This window comes from Bacillus sp. OTU530 (genome assembly GCF_038440375.1).
Genome location: NZ_JASATP010000024.1, coordinates 60957 through 84839, shown reverse-complemented (window position 1 = coordinate 84839; position 23883 = coordinate 60957). Strand labels below are relative to the sequence as shown.

Genomic DNA, 23883 nt, shown 5'->3' with positions numbered 1-23883 from the left:
TAGTTCATTCTTATCAAATAAAATTTCTTTACCAATCTTTATAAACGGTAGATGTTTATCCTTTCTCCAACGATCAATGGTCGAACGACTCACACCTAAATAATTAATTGCTAGCTGCATATCCATTAGATTAAAACGGTTGCTTGACATCTGAATATCCCACCTTTAAATATAAGAGGATTGAAATACAGGCAGTGGCGTGATCAAATCTATAATCTTATTACGAATTTGCATAAAGTCCTCCCCTGTTCGCAGACGAAGACGCGGTAAAGAAATTGGTATTATTTCATTAACTCTACCTGGTCCTGGTGTTAAAACAATGACTCTATCAGCGAGATAAATTGCTTCTTCTATATCATGTGTAACGAGAATAAACGTTATATTTTCAGCTTGCCAAATACGTAAAAGCTCTTCTTGTAACTTCTGCCGTAAAAATAAATCGAGTGCTGCAAAAGGCTCATCCATTAATAGTAATTTTGGCTTCAAACATAGGGCTCTTGCGATCGCTACTCGCTGTCTCATCCCTCCAGATAATTGATTGGGATAAAGGTTGGCTGCTTTCTCCAGATCGAGTAAATGTAAATATTCTTCTAAACGTTTTTTCTTTATTACGGTACTCGCATTTGCCATTTCTAAACCAAATAGAATATTTTTTCTGACCGTTAGCCAAGGAAACAGTGCATAATCTTGAAAAACAAATCCTTTTTCTAGAGAAGGCCCGACCACCTTTTGACCTTCAAACTTGACATTACCACTCGTTGCATTGTCAATTCCAGCTATCATTTTTAAAAGTGTGCTTTTCCCACTTCCAGAAGGTCCTACTATGCAAACAAATTCCTTTTCATGAATGGACATTGATATATTACTAAGTGCTTCCACATTTTTTTGACCGACATTATACGCCTTTGTAACTTTCTCCAGCGTAACAAGCATTTATTATCCCTCCCAACTATCAAATGTTATTGCCATTTAATGATGTACGTTTCGATGCTGCGAATAATCCGTACAGAAGTAAATCCAAGAATACCAATTGTGAACATCCCAATAATTGAAAGGTTGTAATCCATTAAATGATAAGCATACCATGTTGCATAGCCTATCCCCGTTTGTCCCGACATCATTTCAGCTGTAATGACCCCCATCCACGATGCCCCAATTCCAACCGAAAGCCCCGTAAAAATTTGTGGCAAAGCCGCAGGAAAATAAATTCTCCAAATCGATTGGATTGGACCACAACCTAAACACCGTGAAGCATCTACAATCGATGACGGCACTCGTTTTACTGCATCCATACTATTAATAAAAATAGGGAAAAATGCACCAATAAAAGTAATAAAAATAATACTGCTTTCTATCGTACTAAATAAGAGCATTGCAATTGGCAAATAGGCGATGAGAGGAATCGGACGAAACAATTCAAGATTTGTATAAAGAGCTTCACTTATTTTAGTGCGCGAAAGCCCAACCCACAGTCCCAATGGTACCCCACTTACTAATCCCAAAAAGATACCAGCTAAGACCCGTAGAGTGCTAGTTACAATATCTCGATAGTACGCAGCGGTAAATAATTTCTGATACCATACTGTTAATACATCTATTGGTTTTGGAAGATTTCCAAATTGTAATGGCCAGTTCACGTTCAGAACAACTAATAAGTGCCATCCAAGAAGAAATGCTAAAACAGCTAAACCCCGGACTAGATATGGTTTGACATTCTGTTGTAATGATGTTACAAGTATTGTTGATCCCATCATTAATACACCCTCTCTTTAATCCACTCTCCTTGAAGTTCAGCATCGGTTACATACTGCTTTCCTTGTTGTTCAACGGCTTCTCTTAAATAGCTATCATCAATAAAGTTCTCTAGCTTGATATTTTCATCTAATCGTTTAATACTCGTTAAAAACTTGATACTACTGTTTAAGGTATCGATATCTTTTTGATAGATGGTTGAATCAAATCTAATATTCTCTACCATTTTTAACGTAATTTCGTAAGGATACTGACTTTCCTCTTGGAAAATTGCAGCTGCTTTTTTTGGGTCATTCAATGCCAGCTGATGTGCTTCATTTAATGCTTGCAGGAAAGCAACAACATAGCTCCGATTCTTTTTTGCCCAATCCGCATTGGCAACAACTCCAGCTAAATAGTCTACTTTTGTTTCTTCTCCAGAAAGCAAAATATCACCAACATCCTTGGATTTAATTAAACTAGGGTATGGTTCCCATGTTGCATGAGCAGAAACTTTATTTTGTTCAATGCTCTGCATACCAACCGTTACAGATTGATCCACAATCTTCACGTCTTGAACTAAATTATGTTGCTTTAGAGCATCGAGAAGCATACGATGAGAACTACTGCCGATCGGTGTTGATACTGTTTTTCCTTTCAGATCCTCTATACTTTTTATTTCACTTCCTTTAGGCACAACAATTGCTTGATTTTTCCCATCATGTCCCTTTCCGTCAAAAGCTAAAAATACAGAATTATAGTTCGATTGCTTTAAACCGGCTCCTGCATTAAGTAATGTCGGCATATCCCCTAAAAAAGAAATTTGAATTTTACCACCTACCATGCTGTTATTTAAAACCGAGCCTGCATTTGCATCAAACCATACAATATTAAAGTCTTTATCTGGGTGTTGTCTTTTCAAATACTTTTCAAATAATCGTTGATTTTTGACGATAAGCGCTCCCCATGTTTGGGCAGTCGGTGTTTGATAACCAATCGTTATTGTTTCCCTTCCATCACTATTAGCAACAGTTGGACTTACCTTACCTGAGCAACCTTGAACAAAGGAGACAACCAGCAGTAGTAATGATACTAAGAACAATTTACTTTTAACGAACATTCTGTTCACTCCTTATTATGGGTGATGGATATTAAGTTATCCATCACCCATAATTTTATTTTCAACGAACTAAGTAAGGTAAATTGACGGTCACGGCACCAACCGGACAATCAGTTTGGCAAGGTGTGCAATACCAGCATTCATCATATTTCATATATGCCTTCTTCTCATCATCAAGCGCCAAAATTCCCATTGGGCATACCTGAACACAAATATCGCATCCGATACATTTATCTCGATCAATAATGATACTCGCTTCTGTGCGTTGAGAAACCAATTTAGTAGATAGATTGCTCATTTTGTATCTCCTTTTCCGCTTCGACATTATTACTTTGATCAGTCTCTAAAATATACTCAGGTAGTTCTCTTGAAAAAATATTCATTGAACCATCTTGCTCTTTTTTCACAATGACTCTTTTTAACCAGTTCTCATCGTCCTTTTTTGGATAATCTAAGAAATAGTGATAGAATCCCCATCTACTTTCTTTTCGATAAAGAGACGCTTTTGCCATCATCTCAGCACAATCTAAAATACTATGAATCTCCAATGCGCGCCCAAGTTCATGAGGGTCTTTTGCTCCTAATAGGTTCATGTCAACCTTACGAAAATGCTCAATTTTCTCTAGAGCTATTTCCAGTTTTATTGTTGTTTTAGGAGGCATCATATATTGTGTGACGATACGACGTATTTTGTATTCTACTTGATGATGTGGAACACCATCAGGATTTTGAAGCGGTTTAAGAATTCGTTCCTTTTCTTCAATAATTTGTACTTCATCCACATCAAGTAATGTTTGTTTTGCTGCAAAATTAGCAGCATTTATCCCAGAGATTTTCCCAAAGGTAAGGGCTCCTAATAAATATTGATGCGGAACGCAAGCCATATCTCCGGCTGCATAAAGACCCTTCATTGACGTTTCAGCTTCATGGTTAACCAGAACACCTGCTGCACTATGTCCACTGCAAAGCCCAATTTCGGAAAAATGAAGTTCAACCATATCCGTCCGATAATCTTTTCCCCTACCTGCGTGGAACGTACTTCTACTAGGTCGTTCATTATTGTGTAAAATTGCTTCAATTTTACTCACAGTTTCATCGTCAAGATGGCTCATCTTTAAATAAAGCGGCCATTCTCCTTTATTAGCAAGCTTCCACATATTCATAATTAAATCGCCGCTCCAATAGTCACATCCGGTTACACGCTTACCTTCTGCATTAGCTGTGAACCCGCCATATGGCCCCGCGACATAGGCACAAGCTGGACCATTGTAATCCTTCATAGTGGGATTAATTTGATAGCATTCAATTCCTGTCAGCTCCACTCCAGCATGATACGCCATCGCATATCCTTCACCAGAATTGGTTGGATTTTCATAAGTTCCATATAAATAACCACTATCAGTAAGACTCATTCGTCCCGCGGCACCAGCGGTGAGGACAACCGCTTTTGCTCTAACAATGATGAAATCTCCTTTGAATACGTCAAAACCTAAGGCCCCAACTACTTGATTTCCTAAAGTTAACAATCTAGTCACCATAACCCGGTTAACGACTTTAGCTCTCATTTTTTTAACCTTTTTAGCTAATATGAGTTTCAAATCATTAGCCTTTGGCATTGGCAGAACATATTTTCCTTTTCGATGGACACGATGAACAACATAATTTCCTTGGCTGTCTTTTTCAAAATCTACTCCCCATGAATCCAATTCTTTAACGATTTCGTAACACTCACTCGCTTGTCGATAAACAGCCCTTTGGTCAATTATTCCATCATTGGAAGCTGTGATCTCTAAGGTATATTCCTCTGGGGTAGCATGACCTGGAATAATAGCATTATTTAAACCATCCATCCCCATTGAAATTGCACCACTTCTTCGTATATCTGCCTTATCTAGGATGAGCACATCCAAATCAGGATTTGTCTCCTTAGCTTTGATTGCTGCCATTGTCCCAGCCGTTCCTCCACCTACAATCAGAACATCTGTTACATACTCTCTTGTCTCCACTTTCCCCTCATTCCCCTCTTTTTCGTTTTGCTGTATTCAGTTTTATTCATCACCTTAACAAAAAAGAGGTACTTATCTAAAAATTAGATGAGTACCTCTGGTTGCCCAGTCGGAATACAAATAAAACCGATGTCTTTAGTTGGTTAAATCTTCAAAACAAATTTATCATAGTTATTATTAAGAGACAATAGCTTGATTACAAATAAAGACTAATGAGGAACAATGACGAAAATGAATAAAATTCATCCCAAAAACACTAACGCCCCTACCTCAGTCGTGTGGAGGGGGAAGTCCAACGATAGGTGGAGGATAATATTTGGTAAGCAATAGTCTCCATGGGTAAAGAACAAATCTTCATTGATAGATTTCTTTGAAATAAGTTCAGTAAAAAGTTCCTTTGCTTCCATGCCGATTCTCACTCTTTATAAGAATAAAAAATTAATAACTTGTAAGAGTGATTTTTTTATATCTTATCCCTTGACAGTATCCTCCATAAGCTCTAATATATTGACTAACCCGATCGGATTAAACTACTTTGACACCTATAGAAAATATGCCGACCAGACACCTGGAGGCCAGAGCTATGCTCTGGCCTCCTTTGTTTATCCAAGCTTTATCGGTCCATAAGGAAGGATGATGTAAATAAAAGCCAATCAGTAATATTAAGAAATCCACATGTGTTCAGGTAACGGCATTTCCGGCACTGGCCAAACAAATTAATCAGGAGGTATTCATTATGAGCGTAATTGATAAAAGTCACCACACTAATAAAGGTTTGGAGATTCATCCGATAGCAGGTCGAATTGGCGCAGAGATCAGCGGGATTCGTCTATCTGCGGATCTTGACACCTCGACAGTTCATGAGATTCGTCAAGCTTTGTTGCGGCACAAGGTAATTTTCTTCCGTGGTCAGAATCATCTTGATGATGAAGGACAAGAATCATTTGCCCGATTATTAGGAAATCCAGTTGCCCATCCAACCGTACCTACGAAACAGAATACTGATTACGTGCTTGAGCTTGATTCCGCTCATGGCGGACGTGCTAACTCCTGGCACACAGATGTAACATTCGTGGACGCATATCCACAGATTGCAACTCTTCGTGCTGTTGTCATTCCATCTGCTGGCGGTGATACCGTCTGGGCAAATACCGCAGCCGCTTATCAAAGTCTTCCTCCGGAGCTGCGTGATCTTGCCGATCGCCTCTGGGCCCTGCACAGCAATGAATATGACTATGCGAGAAACCGCAATAATGTTTCATCAGAAGACGAGAAACGCTATCGTGAAGTATTTACCTCCACTTTATACGAGACTGAGCATCCAGTCGTACGGGTTCATCCGGAGACAGGAGAGCGCACACTTGTGCTGGGACATTTCTTCAAGAAATTTCTAGGCTTATCATCATCTGACTCAGCCCATCTGTTTTCAATCTTACAAGGATACATTACTCAGCTAGAGAACACTGTGCGCTGGCACTGGAATGTTGGAGATGTGGCAATTTGGGATAATCGAGCAACACAGCATTATGCAATTAATGATTATGGCGATCAGCATCGTGTAGTACGACGGATCACGATAGATGGCGATGTACCTGTTAGTATTGATGGCCGACGCAGTGTTACTCGAAAGAAAGCGACGAATCTCCCGAATAAAGCGTAATTAAAACTTGTTCCATATGATACAAATTCATTTCTGTTACTAAGTCCCATGGAGAAAGTGCCGAATAATTCCGCTATCGGAATGAAATCGGATAATGGTAAAATACAAAGCTTTTCGCTAACTGTATGTACGAGATTATATGAAAAACACTTAACGACTTACTGTTAAGAAACCGATAAGTAACACCCACTGTAGTTAGAGTAAGCTTAGGCGGGAATACGTTTTACCCGCCGTTTCTTAAGGGGGTATAGCCAAGTGGTAAGGCATGGGTCTGCAAAACCTTTATTTCCCTGGTTCGAATCCAGGTACTCCCTCCTACGTTTATTTTGTTAAGGGCCTTTTTGTACATTTTATAGTTCACTATTGAACTACCCGCCACTTCCCGACTTTGCGTAAAGTGGACAAATCCTAACTTGGGAATACGATCCCATTGACAATTCCAAGTATATCAATTAGAATAATAAGTAATTAAATAAAAAAGTGAAAATCTCTTATCCAGAGAGGTGGAGGGACTGGCCCTGTGAAACCTCAGCAACCACATGCTTGATTTTGTATGGTGCTAATTCCAGCAAAGCTTAGCTTTGGAAGATAAGGAGAGGTGTCTTTCTAATACGAAAACCCTCTTCTTAGGAAGAGGGTTTTCGTATTAGAAAGGGGAATCTTTAATGAGCATCAGAGAGACACAGTTGGAGGTAAACGATTATTTAGATTTGTACTTGTATGCCGAAAGCATCAATGATACATCATGGCAACAAGAAATTATGGAAAAACTCCAAAATTTCCATAACGAGGTTCAGAAAGAAAATCAATCCTTCGCGCTTGATAATCTTTTAGAAAAATACAAACATCTTAATGAAGAAATTCTTACTCTTTACAATCAAATAAGAAGTCAACCTTCTAATAGCTATTTACAAGATAAAGTTTTGAAACTGAAACAGCAGCGCATTTCATTAGGACGTGAAATTCATTTAGCGAAAAATCAGCCTCCAAAGATTATATAGTAGACAAAACAATTTGGTTTAGATATTTTATACAATGATGAGTATTGATAGAAAAAGTACCCTATCTATTAAGATAAGGTACTTTTTCTATGCTTATTAGCATTTTTCTTTCATAGTAACCATCATATTCATCATAGATGTCATCATCTCATCACATTCTTGCATTTTAGACATCATTTGATCCATAGGCATGTCCATGTTCATATCACACATCTTATCCATCGTCATTTTCATACAATTCATTTCACACATCATTCTTTCCATACACGCCATCATCATCATCTGCATACACATTTTTTCCATTTTACATTCCTCCCCAGATATATGTATTGAATAAACAGGAAATAAAAAGCGCATAAAAAGTTCCGCAAACGTACCTAGTAATTGATTTGTTGCAGCAACATTATAGTACTGGATCATGCAAATCAAATTACTATCATACTTGTGAACTTTTTATGCGCCTCTTGTCGTCAAGTCAGCGTTTCCTTATTTACCCAATATTGATTATATAATGGAAATATGTAACTTTCAATCCAAAATTATACTATTTTACTTACATTTAATACTTTTACTTTTATTTAAAATGTAATTTTCTATATTGTTTTACTGGAATCCGCTTTGATTTTCCACGCCAACTCTAAAAATCCACCTAAATTAGGTAGATTTTTAGAATATTACGCCTGAGTATTCATCTTATCCCCAAATCAAGACCGTGTTGCAGCGTAAAGGTCTTGTTGGCAGGATAACATGTTTTCGAGTGCAAATGAGCATTCTCCTGCTCTCGAATGGCAAAGCATGCCATCACGAGTATAGTTACAAACTGTTGTCACTTTTTTAGGCATAAGAAAATCCCTCTTAGATAAACAGTACTGTCTACTTAAGAGGGACAATATCAAAAGGGGAAGTCTGCCTAAAGCGAGATTCAATTTATATAAGTTATTTGGAGCACTATCATCATTCACAGATAAACAAGTATATTAGGATTCTATGTTCCTAAAAACATATTTACACCACAATTCTATTCATTACAGATTACTTAATCCCATTGATTTAATAATTCCCTCGAACTATTATATAAAAAATAAGCAGCCTTTATAATGGCTGATTCATCTAGGGTAAATGCAGGATGATGCCACTCCTCATTTCCGTTTGTACCAAAAAAAGCAAATGTCCCTGGTATATCGTTAAGATAGTATGCGAAATCCTCACCAGCCATTGATAGTTCTGGATCCGTAACAAGCAGGGATTGCTGCTGAGCAGCATTCCGAGCTATCTCTGTCACGGCCTTATGATTAACCAGTGGTGGCGGACCTGGAAACCAGTCAATCTTAACTTTCTGTGAAAAAGCTGCGGCAACTGCTTCGACAATTGTATAGAATTTTGCTTTTACGTCTTCACGAATCGCAGTGTCAAAGGTACGAATGGTGCCTTCAAGTATGACATCATCCGGAATAACGTTCCATGTGCTGCCGCCTACTATTTTCGTCACACTCAATACAGCGCTTTGGAGCGGAGACACGCTCCTACTGACAACTGTCTGAAGGGCAGTGATAAGATGCCCGGCTGTTACAATCGGATCCTTTCCATGTTGCGGTATTGCTGCATGGCTCCCTTTACCATAAAGAACGATATGAAAACGATCCACCGCTGCCATTAAAGGTCCTTCTTTTAAGCCAATTGTCCCGACAGGCAGCTCTGGTTTATTATGAAGCCCAATAATCGCCTCCACTCCATTCAATTGTTCATCTGCTATCACCTGGTTTGCACCTCCCCCTAATTCCTCTGCCGGTTGAAAGAGCAGGCGCACTGTTCCCTTCAGTTCTGACTGATTTTTTTTCAAAAGATAGGCAGCACCAATAAGAGCCGCTGTATGAAAATCATGACCGCAAGCATGCATGACCCCTTTTACTTTTGAGGCATAGAGAAGTCCTGTTTTCTCCTCGATTGGAAGTGCGTCAATATCTGCACGCACAGCAACTATTGGACCAGGTTTTCCTCCTTGGATGTCTGCAAAGACGCCTGTTTTTAATTCCGTTTCCCGAATCACAATGTCTAGTTCACGCAACCATTTTTCAATGGATTTGGTTGTTTCAAATTCTTGGTTTGATAATTCTGGATATTGATGCAATTGACGACGAATCGATATCAAATGAGCCTCTAATTCTGTCTGATTCATAGCGTGCTCCTTCCTATAAGGTGAAACTTCCATCAGAGGCAGTTTTCCCTCTGATGGTTAGCTGTATCAATCGAGGTTTTACACATTGTTTAGCCCCTCTTAACTTCTTCGATTTTCCTATTCTTTAAGTAGATAGATCACAACCTGTTAAACTCGGATAAATCTAAACGATAGCATTTTACTAAAATATCATTGTTCATAAACTCTTTTGTTTGATCTCGCTTAAAACCAAGCCATTCATATAAACGAATCGCTTTTTGCATTTTATCACTTGAGTGCAAATATAATTGATTTGCTCCTTGAGACTTTGCAAAATGAACACCCGCTTTTAATAATTCTTGCGCCACACCACGTCCTCTTGCCTGAGGATGGACAGCTAACAGGCGAATAATTGGTGAAAAAATTTGTAATTCAGGCTTTTGGTAGGCCTTTTCAGATGACTCGAATAACTGTAGTGTCCCGAGAATATTGCCGTCGCTTTTCGCAATTAATATCTTTTTCACATCTGGATTATCAACCGATGCCTTAATATTTGTTAAATAATTCTCCCAAACTTGAGAATTTGTATATTCATGCTCATACTGCCGATAGCTTTCAACCAATAAACGCCGAACCGTTTCTTTTTCTTCCTCTACTAACTCATCAATTATGATTTGGTTTGTCACCACAACTCCACCTTTTTCTCTATGATTTACTATTTAATTAACCTGTTCTTTTAGAGGTGTAAAGAAAGATTCACTTGATATCCGTTGTAAAAATCGGCGAGTGCGTTCTTCCTTCGGAGCATGGAAAATTTCTAAAGGTGTGCCTTCCTCAATGATTACTCCTTCATCCATAAACAAGACACGATCAGATACCTCTTTGGCAAAACTCATTTCATGTGTGACAACAACCATCGTAATTCCTTCTTGTGCAATAGTCTTAATGACGGATAGAACATCCCCCACTAGCTCAGGATCAAGAGCTGACGTAGGCTCATCAAAAAGAATTACCTCCGGATTCAGCGCTAACGCCCTTGCTATTCCTACTCTCTGTTGCTGCCCCCCTGATAGCTGGGATGGATAGTGATGTAATTTATCACTTAGCCCCACTTTCTCAAGCACCTGCTCACTGTGATTTCTCGCCTCCTTTTTCTTAACCTTCTTTGCAGTGATTAAACCTTCCATCACATTTTCCAATACTGTTTTGTGGGCAAATAAGTTGTAGTGCTGAAACACCATGGCAGATTGTTTTCTTAGTGACAATATTTCCTTTTTCTTCGCTTTTTCTGAATGGACCTGTACATTTCCAATTTGAACAATGCCCGTATCAGGTGTTTCCAAAAAGTTCAGGCATCTTAGTAATGTTGTTTTCCCTGATCCGCTCGGACCAAGAATCGTAACCACTTCCCCTTTTTCTATTTTCAAGTTAATTCCTTTTAGCACAGGCTGCTTATTAAATGATTTTTTTATTCCTTTTAAATAGATCATGATACGCCTCCCCGATTATAGGCTGTCACCTTTTTTTCTACTAAAAATGAAAGACCCTCCACTAGAATGGTAAGACCCCAATAAATAATACCTGCAGCAATAAAAGCTTCTAGAAATTTCAAGTTTGTTGATGCAACAATATTCGCAGCACCTGTCAATTCTTTCTCTGATACGAGAAATGCAATGGATGATGTGTGTAAAAAACCGACAAAAATATTTGTGAAATTCGGAATAGACTGAGCTAATGCCTGAGGTAAAATAATTCGGATCATCGCTTGAAACCTGGTCATTCCAACGGAATAAGCTGCTTCCATTTGTCCTTTTGAAACGCTGATAATACCGGATCGGATCATTTCTGATAAATAGGCACCTGCGGCCAAGGATAAGGCTATTAAAACAAACAAAATAACGGGAATAGAATTAGATTGAATCCCCAAAGCAAACTTTGCAGAAATTCGATCAATGAGCAATGGAAATCCAAAATAAATAAGCATAATATGCATGATAATAGGTGTTCCCCTAAAAAAGGATACATACCCATTTGCTGCATGATAAAGATATCTCACTTTATAGACTCTAACGAGTGCAACACTAATACCTATTAAAAATCCAAGCAATAAGGGAACAATCGTTAAGGTGAGAGTAATAGGAAGGGCCTTGCTAATTTCCTTAAAAGCTACCCAAATAAAGGGAATATCGATTGTCATTTTCACTCCTCCTTTTTAAGCCGCAGCAGATACATCAGCTTTCTGATAACGATTGAAATATTTTTCTAGCTTACTAAATACTTTTTCAAACAATAACACTACAGCATAATAGATAATAGAAAGGGATATATACACCTCTAGTGCATGTGCTGTTGATGCAATAAGTGTATCGCCTCTTCCCATCATGTCCATTACACCGATCGTAAAAGCAAGTGAAGTATCCTTTAATGAGCCGATGACAGAATTCGCCATATTCGGGAATGCAATCCGTATGGCCTGTGGCAGAACAATTCGAAAAAAGTTTTGGCTGCTGGTCATTCCGACAGAATAGGCCGCTTCCGTTTGCCCATAATCAACGGCACGGATTGCTCCTCGAAAAATTTCAGCAAAGCCAGCTCCATTACTAATCGCATACGTAATAATGACAAAATAAATGGCATCCATCTTAGAAATATCAATATGAAAAAGCATAAGAACTGCAGGTAAGCCATAAAAAACAAGGAATAATTGGATTAAAATTGGTGTCCCGCGAATAAATGAAACATATACAATGACCAGTTGATTGAATACAGGAATTTTAAATAACCTCGGTATAGCTGCTGCTATACCGAGGACAAGTCCTAGAAAAATAGATGCTGTTAAAATCTGTAGAGTTACCCCTAGGTAATGAAATAGAGTCGGAATAAACTCGATTATTAGCGTAGGATCAAATGCTTTCCCCATCCTTATACAACCTCCTAAAGCTTACTTCTAACCGATTAAAAGTTAACCGTATAGTCAGCACCTAACCATTTCTTACTCAATTCACTAATTACTCCTTCCTGTTTCAATTCAACAAGTGCTTCGTCGATTCTTTTTTGTAGAGGTGTTTCATCTTTTCTCAGCAGGAAATAAACTTTTGAATTAAGCAGCGGTTCACCTACTACTTTTTGCTGAGCATCAACTGCATCATTGTTAAAATCCACAGAAAACGGTGTTGTGATTGTCGCATCCGCTCGACCGGTTTTAATTTGATTAATCGTGGAATCAGGTCCATTACCTGCATAAACAATTTCAATCCCAGCGTTATTTTCCTTGTTATACTTTTCTAAAAAAACAGCTGAATTACTAGTTGCACCTACGATTACCTTTTTTCCTTTTAAATCTTTAATGGATTGAATATCATTGTTATCTTTACGTACAGTTACATGAAGAGGAAAGATATTATAGGGTTCTTTATTAAAAAGAAACTTCTCTTGTCGCTCTGCATTCACTTCCATTTGGTGGGCAATAAAATCAATTTTCTTTGTTTCAAGACTTAATAAAAGATTTGAAAATTCCATTGTTTTAAACTCAAATTCGTATTCAGGCAGCTTTTCATCAATTTTTCGAACTAATTCAACGTCATATCCGGTTAACTTCCCGTCCTTATCAATAAAGCATACATTAGGAAACTGTGTCCCTGTTCCCACTATGATTTTTTGTACTTTCGATTTCCCTTTAGCAGCTTCCGAGCCTGCACTTGAAGCTGTTTTCGTTTCTTGAGAAGAGCATGCCCCAACCACTACAGCAAGAAGTAATGCCATAAAACTCATTAATGTTTTCTTCATTCTAATTTCCACCCGTCCTTTAGTTACTAACATTCGCTACTGGATTATCAATTACGTGATATAGTGTCTCATCTAAGATTTTGCGAAGGTATACCATTTTGTCTCCATCCTTTTCCTTTTTATAGAAGACCTTATAACCTCTTCTTTCGTAAATAGAAACAAGCCATGGATGCCGTTCAGCTGTTGCTAGATCAACGGCAGGTGCCTTCACCTGATCTCGAAGAACCTTTTCTTCCACCCAAGTTAACAATTTTGAGCCAATCCCCTGCTGTTTGTATGCTGGGTCCACCGCAAACCACCAAATAAAGGGATACGGACTGGAATGCTGAGAATCTGCCCATGGAAAGCGAACTGTGACAGTTGCAATAATGCGGCCGTCTTGCTCTTGCACGTAGGTGGCATTTCGCTCGATATTACTGATAACAAGCTGCAGATCAGCTGTTGCAGCTGTGAATTTAATATTCAATTCACGAATAGGTTCGTAAGCTCGAAGTGTTAAATCAAGCACTGCCGGCGCATCTTCAACTGATGCCAATCGAATATGCTGCGTCATTACTCTACCCCCAGTTTTAACTTATTAAACTTATTAAGTTAGTCGGAATTATTCTAAAACTTTACTCTGATTAAATTTCTCAAGTACCTTTTCAAGATGTTCAATTCCTACTTTCGTTACCCCCTCATATACTTCCCCTTGACCAATTTCCACGACAGGTACATGACGAACACCATACTTGATTTCTAAAATATCCCGGCGCTCATCATGATTAGTAACATCAATTGTTTCATATTCAATTCCTTTATCTTCTAAATATTGTTTAACCTCTCCGCAATAATGACAACCTTCTTTGGCCCACACTACAACCGATAACTCTCTTCGCATCATTTCATTCCTCCCTTTAATTCTTCGTATTATAATGCCTTTAACGAAAAAGGCTCCCCATTCAAGATATAAAACATCTTAAATAGAGAGCCTCTAGTCGTCTAGTCGGCACAAATATCTATCACTTTTAGAATTTTTATTATCTAGTATCAACGGTTTGTAACCCCTTTTGCATAACGATTTTCTGGAAACGGAATTCCTAGGTTGCCAAACAATGTATCTGCCTCATATTCCGTTCTAAACAATCCTCGTTCTTGAAGAATTGGCACAACAAAGTCTACAAAATCATTCAACCCATTAGGAACGCTTGAACCAATAATGAATCCATCAGCCCCCTTACCTTCAAACCATTCCTGAATCAAATCAGCTACTTTTTCCGGAGTTCCGATGAAAGGAGTCCTTGGTGTAGTCTCCTTTAACGCAACTTGGCGAAGCGTTAAATTTTGTTCCTTTGCTTCTTGCTTAATACGATTGGTGTGGCTTTGGAAACTGTTGTTACCTAAGTCGCCCAGTTCAGGAAACGGTTCGTCCAGAGGATATTGTGAGAAATCATGATGTTCAAAATATCGGCCTAGGTAATCAAGGGCTTTATCAATTGATACCAGGTTAGCAAGTTCTTGGTATTTTCTTTCTGCCTCTTCTTCCGTTGCGGCAATAATCGGTGAAATCCCAGGCAGGATGACGAGCTTATCTGGATTACGCCCAAAAGCTTTGGCCCTGTTTTTCACATCCTGGTAAAATTTTTGTGCAGATTCTAATGTTGGGTGTCCTGTGAAGATTGCATCTGCTTCTTTAGCTGCAAGGTTTTTTCCAGCTTCAGATGAGCCAGCTTGAAAAATAACCGGCCGCCCTTGTTTAGATCTACCAATATTAAGCGGTCCCTTTACAGAGAAAAACTCTCCTCTATGATTCAATGGATGCAATTTTGCAGGATCAAAAAACACCCCAGACTCTTTATTGCGAACAAAGGCATCATCTTCCCAAGAATCCCATAATCCTTTTGCTACCTGAAGGTATTCAGAAGCAATTCTGTATCTTTTAGCGTGATCAGGATGTTCTTCAATCGTCTTGCTAAAGTTTAAAGCTGTTTTCTCCAGTGGAGAAGTAACGACATTCCACCCCGCGCGGCCATGACTAATTTGATCAAGCGAAGCAAATTGGCGTGCAACATTAAATGGTTCACTATACGAAGTTGACACCGTTCCGACAAGCCCTATTTTTGAGGTGACAGCAGCAAGGGCGGACAAAATAGTAAGTGGTTCAAAACGATTTAGAAAATGAGGAATAGATTTCTCATTAATATGCAAGCCATCTGCGATAAAGACTAAGTCAAATTTTCCTTCTTCAGCCTTCTGAGCCTGATTTGTATAAAACTCTAAACTGACGCTTGCATCCGCTTGAATATCAGGGTGCCTCCATCCCGCAATATTTCCACCGACCCCATGAACAATTGCACCAAATTTCAACTTTCTTTGATTAGACATCAGGAATCCTTCCTTTCATAATTCGTAGTTTTTAGATAGGAATACTTTTAATGTTGATATGCTCAATCCTATCACTTGCAGAATAGAAATTCTATACTTTAACTGATAGAAAAATTTATTATATTCATTCATAAAATCTATCAAAAAAGTAACAGTTCCGACTTGCCTGAATAGTGTTCAAATCTCTAAAATACCCAAAACTAAGGCTCGTTTACTCAATGAAACGATGACAGGCTCCCCTTATGGCTTGACATGTTTAAGTAAGAACTGCTTTCTTATACTATCGTAGATTGTTTGCTTTCCCAGACTGTACTAGGAATTTCACGTCGAAGCACTGGCATAACGTCAGTAGCAAATCTCTCAAGCTGCTCATGTTGTTCTGCTTTGCTTAGCCCCTCCACACTTATACTTTGTACTTGGTGTCCGAATGCTTGATGATATTCTAATATTTTCTCTATCACTTGATCAGCACTTCCTACTAAAGCTGAACCATTTTGAATATGATCTTCAAGATCCGTAAATGGAGATTGATTGAACTTCGATGCATCTGTCCTCATATACATATCATAATATGGACGATAACGTTTGATAGCTTCTTCCGTTGTATCGGCCAAATATAAGCCCCTAGCGCCCGCACCGACAACAGCTTTACTAGGATCATATCCGTAATATTCCAATCTTTCACGGTAATGGTCAATTAATGCTTTGTACTTAGCCATTGGATGAAAAGTATTAGACGAGAATATCGGTTCATTATTCTTCGCAGCAAGCTCAGTGGATAGCGGGCTTGATGCACTGCCATGCCAAATAGGAATCTGGCTTTGAAATGGTCTTGGTTCGGTCGTCACGTTATTTAATCGTGGACGATATGTCCCCTCCCATGTGATGTTTTCTTCATTCCATAATCGTTTTAGAAGCCCATATCGCTCAGCTAAAGACTCCCACTGCTCCTCCTCACTTATCCCAAATAATGGGTAATGACGCGGGTCATTTCCTTTACCAATCATCATCTCTAATCTTCCTTCTGAAAGATGATCAAGTGTAGCATAATCCTCAGCTACACGTACTGGATCGAGTACACTTAAAACCGATACCGTTGGCAGCAAGCGGATTTTTGAGGTTTTGGCAGCAACAGCCGTTAGCATGACTGCCGGTGAAGAAGATAAAAACGGTGCACCATGCCGCTCCCCTACTCCATAGCCATCAAAACCAAGCGATTCAGCAAAAACCGCCTGTTCTATTACTTGTTGAATTCTTTGCTGCGCAGTTAACACCTCTCCTGTAACACCATTTGGATGATTTGCTATTAAATCAAACAGAACAAATTTCATCTTTAAAGCACCTCCAATAACATCTCACTTTCAATGCAATACTCTTCATTCATCCTAAACAGGATCATGGCAAGCAACCCAGTGACCTTTCTGAATTTCCCTAAATATAGGTTGCTCCTCCCGACAACGTGCTGTCGCTGCTGGGCAGCGGGTATGAAATCTGCATCCAGCCGGCGGATTAGCTGGGGAAGGAATTTCCCCTTGAATGGAAATCCGTTCTCTTGAGCGATTTGGATCGATACTTGGAATCGAGTTAATTAATCCTTTTGTATAATGATGAGCAGGATGCAAGAATAATTCTTCACTCGCTGCCATTTCCACCAATTGACCTAAGTACATCACACCAATACGATCCGATATGTGCCGAACAATATTTAAGCCGTGAGCAATAAATAAATAGGTTAGGCTCCGTTCTCTCTGTAAATCCTGCAGTAAATTAACTATTTGTGCCTGAACTGATACATCTAACGCAGAAACAGCTTCATCCGCTAAAACAAACTGGGGATTTAGTGCAATAGCTCTAGCAATCGCAATACGCTGACGCTGTCCTCCTGAAAATTCATGCGGATAACGATCATATCCACTCTTATTTAAACCAACCACCTCTAATAACTCTTGAACTCTATCCTTTTTTTCTTTCATACCTAGGGATTCATGCACTTGGAGAGGTTCTCCGATAATATCGCCAATCTTCCAACGTGGATTCACAGAACCATAGGGGTCCTGATAAATCACTTGCATATCTTTCCGCTTTTTGCGTAATTCTTTTGCAGCCAGTTTTGACAGATCTTGCCCCTGAAAAAATACCTTTCCACTAGTTAGTTTTTCTAACTGTAAAAGAACGCGGCCCAATGTTGATTTTCCACTACCTGATTCTCCAACTAGACCAAATGTTTCACCTTTGGCAATCGTAAAAGACACATTATCCACTGCTCTTATATATGATTGATTACGAGAAAATACATTCTTGCTGATCGGATAATATTTGCTTAATTCTTGGACCGCAAACAATGTTTCACGGGTATGCGCTGCACTCGTTTGAACAGTTTCTTTTTGAGAGGGCACTTTAATTTTTGCCTCTAGCACGCTTTGTTCTCCACCGTGTTTTTTTACTATTTCCTCAGCATGCCAACAAGCGGTCTGGCGATTATTTATCTCTAATAATGGAGGTGATTCGATAAAGCAGCGCTCTGATGCATACGGGCAACGCGGGTGAAACTCACATCCAGAAGGTAATTCAGCTAACGCTGGAATGGATCCTTTTATCGAATAGAGTTTTTTACTCCTATCACTATCCAATGTCGTTATCGATTGCAATAACCCGTATGTGTATGGATGATGTGGCAATGCAAACAATTGCGATGCTGTTGCATGCTCAACAATTCTACCTGCATACATTACAATGATTCGGTCTGCCATTTCTGCAGCAACACCCATATCATGAGTAATTAAGAGAATCGACATCCCCAATTCTTCTTTCAATTCCTGAAGCAATTGTAATATTTGCGCTTGAATGGTAACATCAAGGGCTGTAGTCGGCTCATCTGCAATGAGTAAGTCTGGATCACAGGCAAGCGCCATGGCAATCATCGCTCGCTGTAACATCCCTCCGGACAATTCATTAGGATATTGGTTCAAACGTAATTCAGCATCAGATATGCCCACTCGTTTTAATAAATAAAGAGCCCGCTTCTTCGCTTCTGATTTACTAGATTGCTTATGTTCAAGAATCGTTTCAATAATTTGGCTGCCAATCGTAAAAACAGGATCAAAAGCTGCCATTGGTTCTTGAAAAATCATCGCTACTTTTTTCCCTCGAATGGAACGGAGCTTTTTTTGAGGAAGTTGTGTTACATCAATACCATCTACTACAATACTTCCGTCTGATATTTTTCCATTTTCATAATCGATCAGCCTCATAATTGTTTTTGATGTAACAGTTTTTCCGCTTCCGGATTCTCCAACAATACAGACCGTCTCACCAGCCCGAATATGCATCGTAACATCTTTGATCGCTGTTAAGGCGCCATCTTTCGTGGTAAAATCAACTTTTAATTGCTGCACATCAAGAAATTTCTCCATTTTTTGTCCCCCCTTTATCTTGTGCTGCTTGTTTTAGGGTCAAAGGAATCACGAAGCGTATCGCCAATAATATTGATTGAAAGAACAAAAAAAGTAATAGCGAAACCTGGAAATGCCGAAATCCACCAGCCTACAGTTAAATATCCCCGTCCCTGTGAGAGCAGTGCTCCCCAATCAGGAATTTCCTTGATAATTCCAAGTCCTAAGAAGCTTAACCCTGAACCAATTAAAATGGATGTTCCAAGGCCGATCGTCCCCATTACTAAGAGCGGAGACCAAGAATTCGGCAGTATATGCCAAATAAAAATCTTCCAACTCGATGTGCCAATAGAGCGAGAAGCATCCACATACTGTCGTTTCTTAATACTCATCATTTGCCCTCTCATTACACGTGCATACCCTGGTATAGCTGACGCTGCAACAGCTAATACAATATTAAATAAACTTGGCCCAAGGGCAGCGGCAATAGCTAACGCCAGGAGAATGCCGGGGATCGTCAGCAAAATTTCAATAATCCTCATCAAGACAACGTCAACAATGCCTCCAATATAACCGGCCAATGCACCTACCATTCCGCCAAGCAGTCCACCAATGAGAACAGACGCCACACCAATAATGAGAGAATCCCGACTTCCATAAACGACTAGACTAAATACATCTCTCCCAAAGTAATCTGTTCCAAACCAATGTGCAGCACTTGGTGCACTTAAAGTAAGCTCCGTATTCATATAGGTAGGAGAATAGGGCGCTATCCACTTTGGAAATACGGCACATATGATGATAAATAGTACAATTACTACGGCAATATATAAAAATAATCTTGATACAGAAAGGTTGGTTTTCCATTTTGTCAAAGTCCATTTCGGGGCCCGCAGCACTGGCTCAGTATTAACCATTTCTTTCATTCCATTTCTCCCCCTTCTTGCTTAATAACTAACGAGATCTGCGTACCCGTGGATCAATCATTGAATAGGATAGGTCAACTAAAAGATTGACAATTACATAAACAATGGCACTGAAAAAGACAACGCCTTGGATAACAGGTAAGTCTTTAGCCATGATGGCATCAGCAACAATCCGGCCAATTCCCTGTCTTGAAAATACGGTTTCAATTACAACAGTACCAGCCATAAGCTCACCAATATTCAGACCGATAATCGTAATCGCAGGAATCAGTGCGTTACGAAGGGCATGACGATACATGACAACCCTTTCTGAAAGTCCTTTTGCACGAAGAGTAACAATAAATGGCTCCTGAATCACTTCGAGCATGCTCGTTCGCACCATGCGGATAATTAATCCAGCACCTACAAAACCAAGAGAAATTGATGGCAGCACAAGCGTTTGCAAACCATCTGATCCCATAGCAGGCAGCCAGTTTAAATAGACGGAAAAAATAAGAATAAGTAATATACCTGACCAAAATGTTGGCATTGAAATTCCAAATAGCCCAATGAATCTAGCAATAAAATCAATCCATTTATTCCTGTAAATCGCCGATAACACTCCAAGTGTAACCCCTATTACCACAGATACTATTGAACTTGTGAATGTTAAAATGAGTGTCGCCAGAAAATGCTCTAAAATCTTTGGCAGGACTGGCTCACTATTGACTAGGGATTGACCAAAATCACCATGAAGAATATTCATAAAATATTCTTTGAATTGAACATAAAGCGGTTGGTTGAGCCCCAATTCCTTGCGTAAATTTGCTACTATTTCAGGCGTGGCAGCAGAGGGATCCAGCATAGAAAGCACTGGATCCCCTGGAAGCAAATAAATGATGAAAAAAACAAGGATGAGGGAGCCTAAAATAGATACTAATGCGGTCGAAATTTTTAAAAGAGTCTTGTTGATAAGCGCCACATGTATCAGCTCCATTTCTCCAGATTATTTAATATTTACATCATTGAACAATGGATATCCTAATGAATCAAAAGTAATCCCGTTTACGCTTTTAGACGCTGCCACCGTATAAGGAAATACATAAATTGGAATGATCCAGGCTTCTTCAATGATTTTTTTCTGTACTTTTTTGTAAATCGCTATACGTTTTTCCTGATCCAATTCTACTGTACCTGCTTCCAGCAATTGATCTAATTCTGGATCAGAACCGCCTCCTAGCCTTTTAACCGTTGCCTCTTCCTCTGGAGTGGTTGAATGATAAAAAGCTCGTAATGCATTTGGATCGGAATTTACCTGGCTGTTTCCATATAAATCGTAATCAGCATTCTGTTGAACGACTGAAGCGATATCCTTTGTAATATTGATTTCCACTTTAATTCCGATCTTTTTTAATTGTTGCTGAATGATAACAGCAATATCATTTCTCTTCTCACGGTTAGGAGTTCCATCCACATAGTTCAATGTCAGTTGCTTTCCATCCTTTACACGAATCCCATCCGCACCTTTTATATAGCCGAGCTCATCAAGAAGTTTATTCGCCTTCTCTACGTCTAGAGTGTTACGCTTTTCAAGCGATTCGTCATAACCTAAAATACCTGGTGTAAGAGGAGACCATGCCCTTGAATATGTGTTTAAGTAAAGTGTTTTTACAATCGCATCAACATCAACAGCAAGCTGTACAGCTTTACGGGCTCTTACATCATTCCAAGGTGCTTTTCTTTGATTGAAAAAGAGTGTATACGGCAATCCGAGTGTGTTTACTTGAAGCAATTGGATTTTTGGATCATTTTTTAAAGAAACAATATTTTGCGGTGGTACAGTCTCAGCGGCAAGCACCTGTCCGCTTTGGACACTACCAATGCGCGTTGCTTCCTCTGGAATGATTTTAAATGTGATTTTATCAAGGTATGGTGCTTCTTTGTTTTCTACAATAGAAGGTCCCCAATGATAATCTTTATTTTTTTCCACAACAATATCTGCATTTTCTGTCCAACTGACAAATTTATATGGTCCAGTCCCTACAGGATGTTTTACAAACTGATCACCATATTTCTCCGCTGCTGTTGGTGAGACAATCCCAAGCATTGCCTGGCTTAAGTTGCTTAAAAAGGCAGTAGAAGGTGTCGCGAGATTAATTTTAATTGTGTAATCATCAATTACTTCTGATGATTCATAGGGCTTAAGAAGGGCTACTGCATTTTTCGCTTTTGTTTTTGGATCAATAATCCGATCAAAACTATATTTCACAGCTTCTGCATTAAATGGGGTTCCATCGTGAAATTTGACATCCTTGCGCAACTTAAATGTATAACTTTTTCCGTCATCCGATATTGTCCATTCTGTAGCGAGCCACGGCTTTATTGAGTTATCCGGCGCTTGAACTACTAAGCTGTCAAAAATCGTTCTGAACGCACGGACCGCTACCGCTAAACCGCTTCGATGCGGATCAAGCGAATCAGGAGATGTGGCGAGCGCATAGGTTAATTCTCCCCCCTGCTTTGCAGCCTTTCCGTTTGTTTCTTCTGAACTATTTTTTGTACTCGTACTATTTGCGCAACCTGATAACAGCAGCAAAAATGCTATGGAAATGGCTAATAACTTTTTCCAATTTACGAACATCACACCAAGTACCCCCTTATCCGTTTTTCACTATTCTCTTCATATAACGATTTTTTGGAAACGAAAGTCCTAGATTGCCTCGTAATTCATCTTATTTCTCGTATCCCGATTAGAATAAAGTGGGCTTAATAGCTTAAATGACTGAAATCTCTCTGCTTCTGTTTCAATCGGTGTATGTAAAATAAATTCATCCACTTGATAAGTTTTTTGAAGTTGCTCTAAAACTTCTTTTACATACATCGGGGTTCCTGAAATAATATCTGCTTCCTGTTCTGAGACTTCATATGGTTCACCTGCTTGCTTTCCAAACTCCTCTGCTTTCTCAAGTGATGGTAAAGTCACGGATCGCCCGCTTTGGAGGTGTACTTTTATTATTTTTCTATCTCCTACAAGCTGCTCTGCTTCTGCCTGAGTAGGAGCCGCAATAACGGCCAATGAGAGGATAAAGCGTCCACTAGGAAAATTGGTCCGATACACATGTGCCGCTTCTTCTAGCACCCTATCATCGCTGTTAATGAATTTAGCAAACACAAATGATATTCCTAGATTGGCAGCAAGCTGAGCGCTTTTTGCGCTTGCACCAAGTAAAAAAACTTCAGGTTTTTCTTGAGGAATCGGCGTTGCTTGGATACCTGCCAGAGGGTGACTATTATCAACAGAATTTCTGATTAATTCCAACAAAAAAGATAACCGTTCTGAAAAATCTTTTCCATTATTGACGGTACCATACTGTAGTGCCCTTGTTGATAACGGCAGACCGCCTGGCGCTTTCCCAATCCCAAGATCAACTCTCCCAGGAGCGAGAGCTGATAAAACATGAAAGTTTTCAGCCACCTTATAAGGACTGTAATGCTGAAGCATCACACCGCCCGAGCCTACTTGAATTGTGTTAGTTCGTGCCAGTAAATATGAAATTAATACCTCAGGCGAAGATCCTGCCAATTGATCTGTATGATGATGCTCGGATACCCAAAAACGTGAATAGCCCCATTCTTCTGCTTTTTGAGCCAGCAGGACGGTGCTCTGTAACGCCTGAGAAGCAGTGCTTTCAGGGAAAATGGGGCTCTGATCTAAAATACTTAGCTTATAACTCATTGATTTTCTCCTCCACTCTTATTCCTA

The 23883-nt window shown here is 39.2% G+C and carries 24 protein-coding genes, 1 tRNA gene and 1 riboswitch; of the genes, 3 read left to right on the top strand and 22 right to left on the bottom strand.

Features of this window, described 5'->3' with window-relative positions; genetic code table 11:
- The 6 genes from AAHB12_RS31875 to AAHB12_RS18060 form a co-directional block, all read right to left on the bottom strand.
- The coding region (locus AAHB12_RS31875) for a helix-turn-helix domain-containing protein (protein ID WP_446715582.1) at positions 1–120 on the bottom strand (120 nt) is incomplete at its 3' end.
- Between the two features lie 45 nt (positions 121–165).
- On the bottom strand, positions 166–933 hold the full coding sequence (locus tag AAHB12_RS18080; protein ID WP_342046313.1) for an ABC transporter ATP-binding protein: 768 nt from the start codon (positions 931–933) through the stop codon (positions 166–168).
- Positions 934–959: 26 nt separating this feature from the next.
- Complete coding sequence (locus AAHB12_RS18075) at positions 960–1754, bottom strand: ABC transporter permease (protein WP_342046312.1); 795 nt, start codon at positions 1752–1754, stop codon at positions 960–962.
- Positions 1754–2851 (bottom strand): ABC transporter substrate-binding protein, encoded by a 1098-nt coding sequence (locus tag AAHB12_RS18070; RefSeq protein ID WP_342046311.1) that lies wholly within the window; start codon positions 2849–2851, stop codon positions 1754–1756. The genes AAHB12_RS18075 and AAHB12_RS18070 overlap by 1 nt, the downstream gene beginning before the upstream one ends.
- A 61-nt stretch (positions 2852–2912) precedes the next feature.
- A complete protein-coding gene (locus AAHB12_RS18065; RefSeq protein ID WP_342046310.1) occupies positions 2913–3149 on the bottom strand; it encodes a 4Fe-4S dicluster domain-containing protein in 237 nt (78 codons plus the stop codon).
- The gene (locus tag AAHB12_RS18060) at positions 3130–4857 is read right to left on the bottom strand and encodes a fumarate reductase/succinate dehydrogenase flavoprotein subunit (RefSeq protein ID WP_342046309.1); all 1728 of its coding nucleotides are present in this window, start codon (positions 4855–4857) and stop codon (positions 3130–3132) included. Before AAHB12_RS18060 ends, AAHB12_RS18065 begins: the two co-directional genes overlap by 20 nt.
- Before the next feature lie 736 nt (positions 4858–5593).
- Here AAHB12_RS18060 and AAHB12_RS18055 point away from each other — a divergent pair.
- The 3 genes from AAHB12_RS18055 (at position 5594) to AAHB12_RS18045 (ending at position 7518) form a co-directional block, all read left to right on the top strand.
- A complete protein-coding gene (locus AAHB12_RS18055; RefSeq protein WP_342046308.1) occupies positions 5594–6517 on the top strand; it encodes a TauD/TfdA dioxygenase family protein in 924 nt (307 codons plus the stop codon).
- Between the two features lie 241 nt (positions 6518–6758).
- Positions 6759–6831 (top strand) — tRNA-Cys (locus AAHB12_RS18050).
- A gap of 174 nt (positions 6832–7005) precedes the next feature.
- Positions 7006–7112: riboswitch (SAM riboswitch) on the top strand.
- A 70-nt stretch (positions 7113–7182) separates the two neighbouring features.
- On the top strand, positions 7183–7518 hold the full coding sequence (locus AAHB12_RS18045; protein WP_342046307.1) for a hypothetical protein: 336 nt from the start codon (positions 7183–7185) through the stop codon (positions 7516–7518).
- A gap of 96 nt (positions 7519–7614) precedes the next feature.
- Here AAHB12_RS18045 and AAHB12_RS18040 read toward each other — a convergent pair whose 3' ends face one another.
- From AAHB12_RS18040 to AAHB12_RS17965, 16 genes are all read right to left on the bottom strand, one after another.
- Positions 7615–7821, bottom strand: coding sequence for a hypothetical protein (locus AAHB12_RS18040; protein ID WP_129728901.1), 207 nt, complete (start codon positions 7819–7821; stop codon positions 7615–7617).
- 733 nt (positions 7822–8554) lie between these two features.
- Positions 8555–9694 carry an amidohydrolase gene (locus AAHB12_RS18035; protein WP_446715579.1) on the bottom strand — a complete coding sequence of 380 codons (1140 nt, stop codon included), beginning with the start codon at positions 9692–9694 and terminating at the stop codon, positions 8555–8557.
- Positions 9695–9831: 137 nt separating this feature from the next.
- Positions 9832–10359 carry a GNAT family N-acetyltransferase gene (locus tag AAHB12_RS18030; RefSeq protein ID WP_342046305.1) on the bottom strand — a complete coding sequence of 176 codons (528 nt, stop codon included), beginning with the start codon at positions 10357–10359 and terminating at the stop codon, positions 9832–9834.
- A 33-nt stretch (positions 10360–10392) separates the two neighbouring features.
- The gene (locus AAHB12_RS18025; RefSeq protein WP_342046304.1) at positions 10393–11163 is read right to left on the bottom strand and encodes an amino acid ABC transporter ATP-binding protein; all 771 of its coding nucleotides are present in this window, start codon (positions 11161–11163) and stop codon (positions 10393–10395) included.
- A complete protein-coding gene (locus tag AAHB12_RS18020) occupies positions 11160–11870 on the bottom strand; it encodes an amino acid ABC transporter permease (protein ID WP_342046303.1) in 711 nt (236 codons plus the stop codon). Before AAHB12_RS18020 ends, AAHB12_RS18025 begins: the two co-directional genes overlap by 4 nt.
- A 15-nt stretch (positions 11871–11885) precedes the next feature.
- A complete protein-coding gene (locus AAHB12_RS18015; protein WP_342046302.1) occupies positions 11886–12593 on the bottom strand; it encodes an amino acid ABC transporter permease in 708 nt (235 codons plus the stop codon).
- A gap of 35 nt (positions 12594–12628) precedes the next feature.
- Entirely contained in the window at positions 12629–13459 is an 831-nt protein-coding gene (locus AAHB12_RS18010; RefSeq protein ID WP_342046301.1) for a transporter substrate-binding domain-containing protein, read from the bottom strand.
- Between the two features lie 19 nt (positions 13460–13478).
- Positions 13479–14012: a GNAT family N-acetyltransferase gene (locus AAHB12_RS18005; RefSeq protein ID WP_342046300.1), complete on the bottom strand. Its 534-nt coding sequence runs from the start codon at positions 14010–14012 to the stop codon at positions 13479–13481.
- A gap of 48 nt (positions 14013–14060) precedes the next feature.
- A complete protein-coding gene (locus tag AAHB12_RS18000; RefSeq protein WP_342046318.1) occupies positions 14061–14339 on the bottom strand; it encodes a glutaredoxin family protein in 279 nt (92 codons plus the stop codon).
- Between the two features lie 149 nt (positions 14340–14488).
- Entirely contained in the window at positions 14489–15823 is a 1335-nt protein-coding gene (locus AAHB12_RS17995; RefSeq protein WP_342046299.1) for an LLM class flavin-dependent oxidoreductase, read from the bottom strand.
- A 275-nt stretch (positions 15824–16098) separates the two neighbouring features.
- Complete coding sequence (locus AAHB12_RS17990) at positions 16099–17154, bottom strand: LLM class flavin-dependent oxidoreductase (RefSeq protein WP_342046298.1); 1056 nt, start codon at positions 17152–17154, stop codon at positions 16099–16101.
- Between the two features lie 54 nt (positions 17155–17208).
- Positions 17209–19236 (bottom strand): ABC transporter ATP-binding protein, encoded by a 2028-nt coding sequence (locus AAHB12_RS17985; RefSeq protein ID WP_342046297.1) that lies wholly within the window; start codon positions 19234–19236, stop codon positions 17209–17211.
- A gap of 14 nt (positions 19237–19250) precedes the next feature.
- Positions 19251–20141: an ABC transporter permease gene (locus AAHB12_RS17980; protein ID WP_129728889.1), complete on the bottom strand. Its 891-nt coding sequence runs from the start codon at positions 20139–20141 to the stop codon at positions 19251–19253.
- A gap of 28 nt (positions 20142–20169) precedes the next feature.
- Complete coding sequence (locus tag AAHB12_RS17975) at positions 20170–21117, bottom strand: ABC transporter permease (RefSeq protein WP_342046296.1); 948 nt, start codon at positions 21115–21117, stop codon at positions 20170–20172.
- 9 nt (positions 21118–21126) lie between these two features.
- A complete protein-coding gene (locus AAHB12_RS17970; RefSeq protein ID WP_342046317.1) occupies positions 21127–22761 on the bottom strand; it encodes an ABC transporter substrate-binding protein in 1635 nt (544 codons plus the stop codon).
- A 69-nt stretch (positions 22762–22830) separates the two neighbouring features.
- Positions 22831–23856, bottom strand: a complete 1026-nt coding sequence (locus AAHB12_RS17965) for an LLM class flavin-dependent oxidoreductase (protein ID WP_129728887.1) — start codon at positions 23854–23856, stop codon at positions 22831–22833.
- Positions 23857–23883: the final 27 nt, after the last annotated feature.

Excerpts from the sequence above, each read along its gene's own strand:
- AAHB12_RS18080 (WP_342046313.1), bottom strand. The coding sequence starts at position 933 with ATGCTTGTTACGCTGGAGAAAGTTACAAAGGCGTATAATGTCGGTCAA.
- AAHB12_RS18075 (WP_342046312.1), bottom strand. The coding sequence starts at position 1,754 with ATGATGGGATCAACAATACTTGTAACATCATTACAACAGAATGTCAAA.
- AAHB12_RS18070 (WP_342046311.1), bottom strand. The coding sequence starts at position 2,851 with ATGTTCGTTAAAAGTAAATTGTTCTTAGTATCATTACTACTGCTGGTT.
- AAHB12_RS18065 (WP_342046310.1), bottom strand. The coding sequence starts at position 3,149 with ATGAGCAATCTATCTACTAAATTGGTTTCTCAACGCACAGAAGCGAGT.
- AAHB12_RS18055 (WP_342046308.1), top strand. The coding sequence starts at position 5,594 with ATGAGCGTAATTGATAAAAGTCACCACACTAATAAAGGTTTGGAGATT.
- AAHB12_RS18045 (WP_342046307.1), top strand. The coding sequence starts at position 7,183 with ATGAGCATCAGAGAGACACAGTTGGAGGTAAACGATTATTTAGATTTG.
- AAHB12_RS18040 (WP_129728901.1), bottom strand. The coding sequence starts at position 7,821 with ATGGAAAAAATGTGTATGCAGATGATGATGATGGCGTGTATGGAAAGA.
- AAHB12_RS18035 (WP_446715579.1), bottom strand. The coding sequence starts at position 9,694 with ATGAATCAGACAGAATTAGAGGCTCATTTGATATCGATTCGTCGTCAA.
- AAHB12_RS18025 (WP_342046304.1), bottom strand. The coding sequence starts at position 11,163 with ATGATCTATTTAAAAGGAATAAAAAAATCATTTAATAAGCAGCCTGTG.
- AAHB12_RS18020 (WP_342046303.1), bottom strand. The coding sequence starts at position 11,870 with ATGACAATCGATATTCCCTTTATTTGGGTAGCTTTTAAGGAAATTAGC.
- AAHB12_RS18015 (WP_342046302.1), bottom strand. The coding sequence starts at position 12,593 with ATGGGGAAAGCATTTGATCCTACGCTAATAATCGAGTTTATTCCGACT.
- AAHB12_RS18010 (WP_342046301.1), bottom strand. The coding sequence starts at position 13,459 with ATGAAGAAAACATTAATGAGTTTTATGGCATTACTTCTTGCTGTAGTG.
- AAHB12_RS18005 (WP_342046300.1), bottom strand. The coding sequence starts at position 14,012 with ATGACGCAGCATATTCGATTGGCATCAGTTGAAGATGCGCCGGCAGTG.
- AAHB12_RS18000 (WP_342046318.1), bottom strand. The coding sequence starts at position 14,339 with ATGCGAAGAGAGTTATCGGTTGTAGTGTGGGCCAAAGAAGGTTGTCAT.
- AAHB12_RS17995 (WP_342046299.1), bottom strand. The coding sequence starts at position 15,823 with ATGTCTAATCAAAGAAAGTTGAAATTTGGTGCAATTGTTCATGGGGTC.
- AAHB12_RS17990 (WP_342046298.1), bottom strand. The coding sequence starts at position 17,154 with ATGAAATTTGTTCTGTTTGATTTAATAGCAAATCATCCAAATGGTGTT.
- AAHB12_RS17985 (WP_342046297.1), bottom strand. The coding sequence starts at position 19,236 with ATGGAGAAATTTCTTGATGTGCAGCAATTAAAAGTTGATTTTACCACG.
- AAHB12_RS17980 (WP_129728889.1), bottom strand. The coding sequence starts at position 20,141 with ATGAAAGAAATGGTTAATACTGAGCCAGTGCTGCGGGCCCCGAAATGG.
- AAHB12_RS17975 (WP_342046296.1), bottom strand. The coding sequence starts at position 21,117 with ATGGAGCTGATACATGTGGCGCTTATCAACAAGACTCTTTTAAAAATT.
- AAHB12_RS17970 (WP_342046317.1), bottom strand. The coding sequence starts at position 22,761 with ATGTTCGTAAATTGGAAAAAGTTATTAGCCATTTCCATAGCATTTTTG.
- AAHB12_RS17965 (WP_129728887.1), bottom strand. The coding sequence starts at position 23,856 with ATGAGTTATAAGCTAAGTATTTTAGATCAGAGCCCCATTTTCCCTGAA.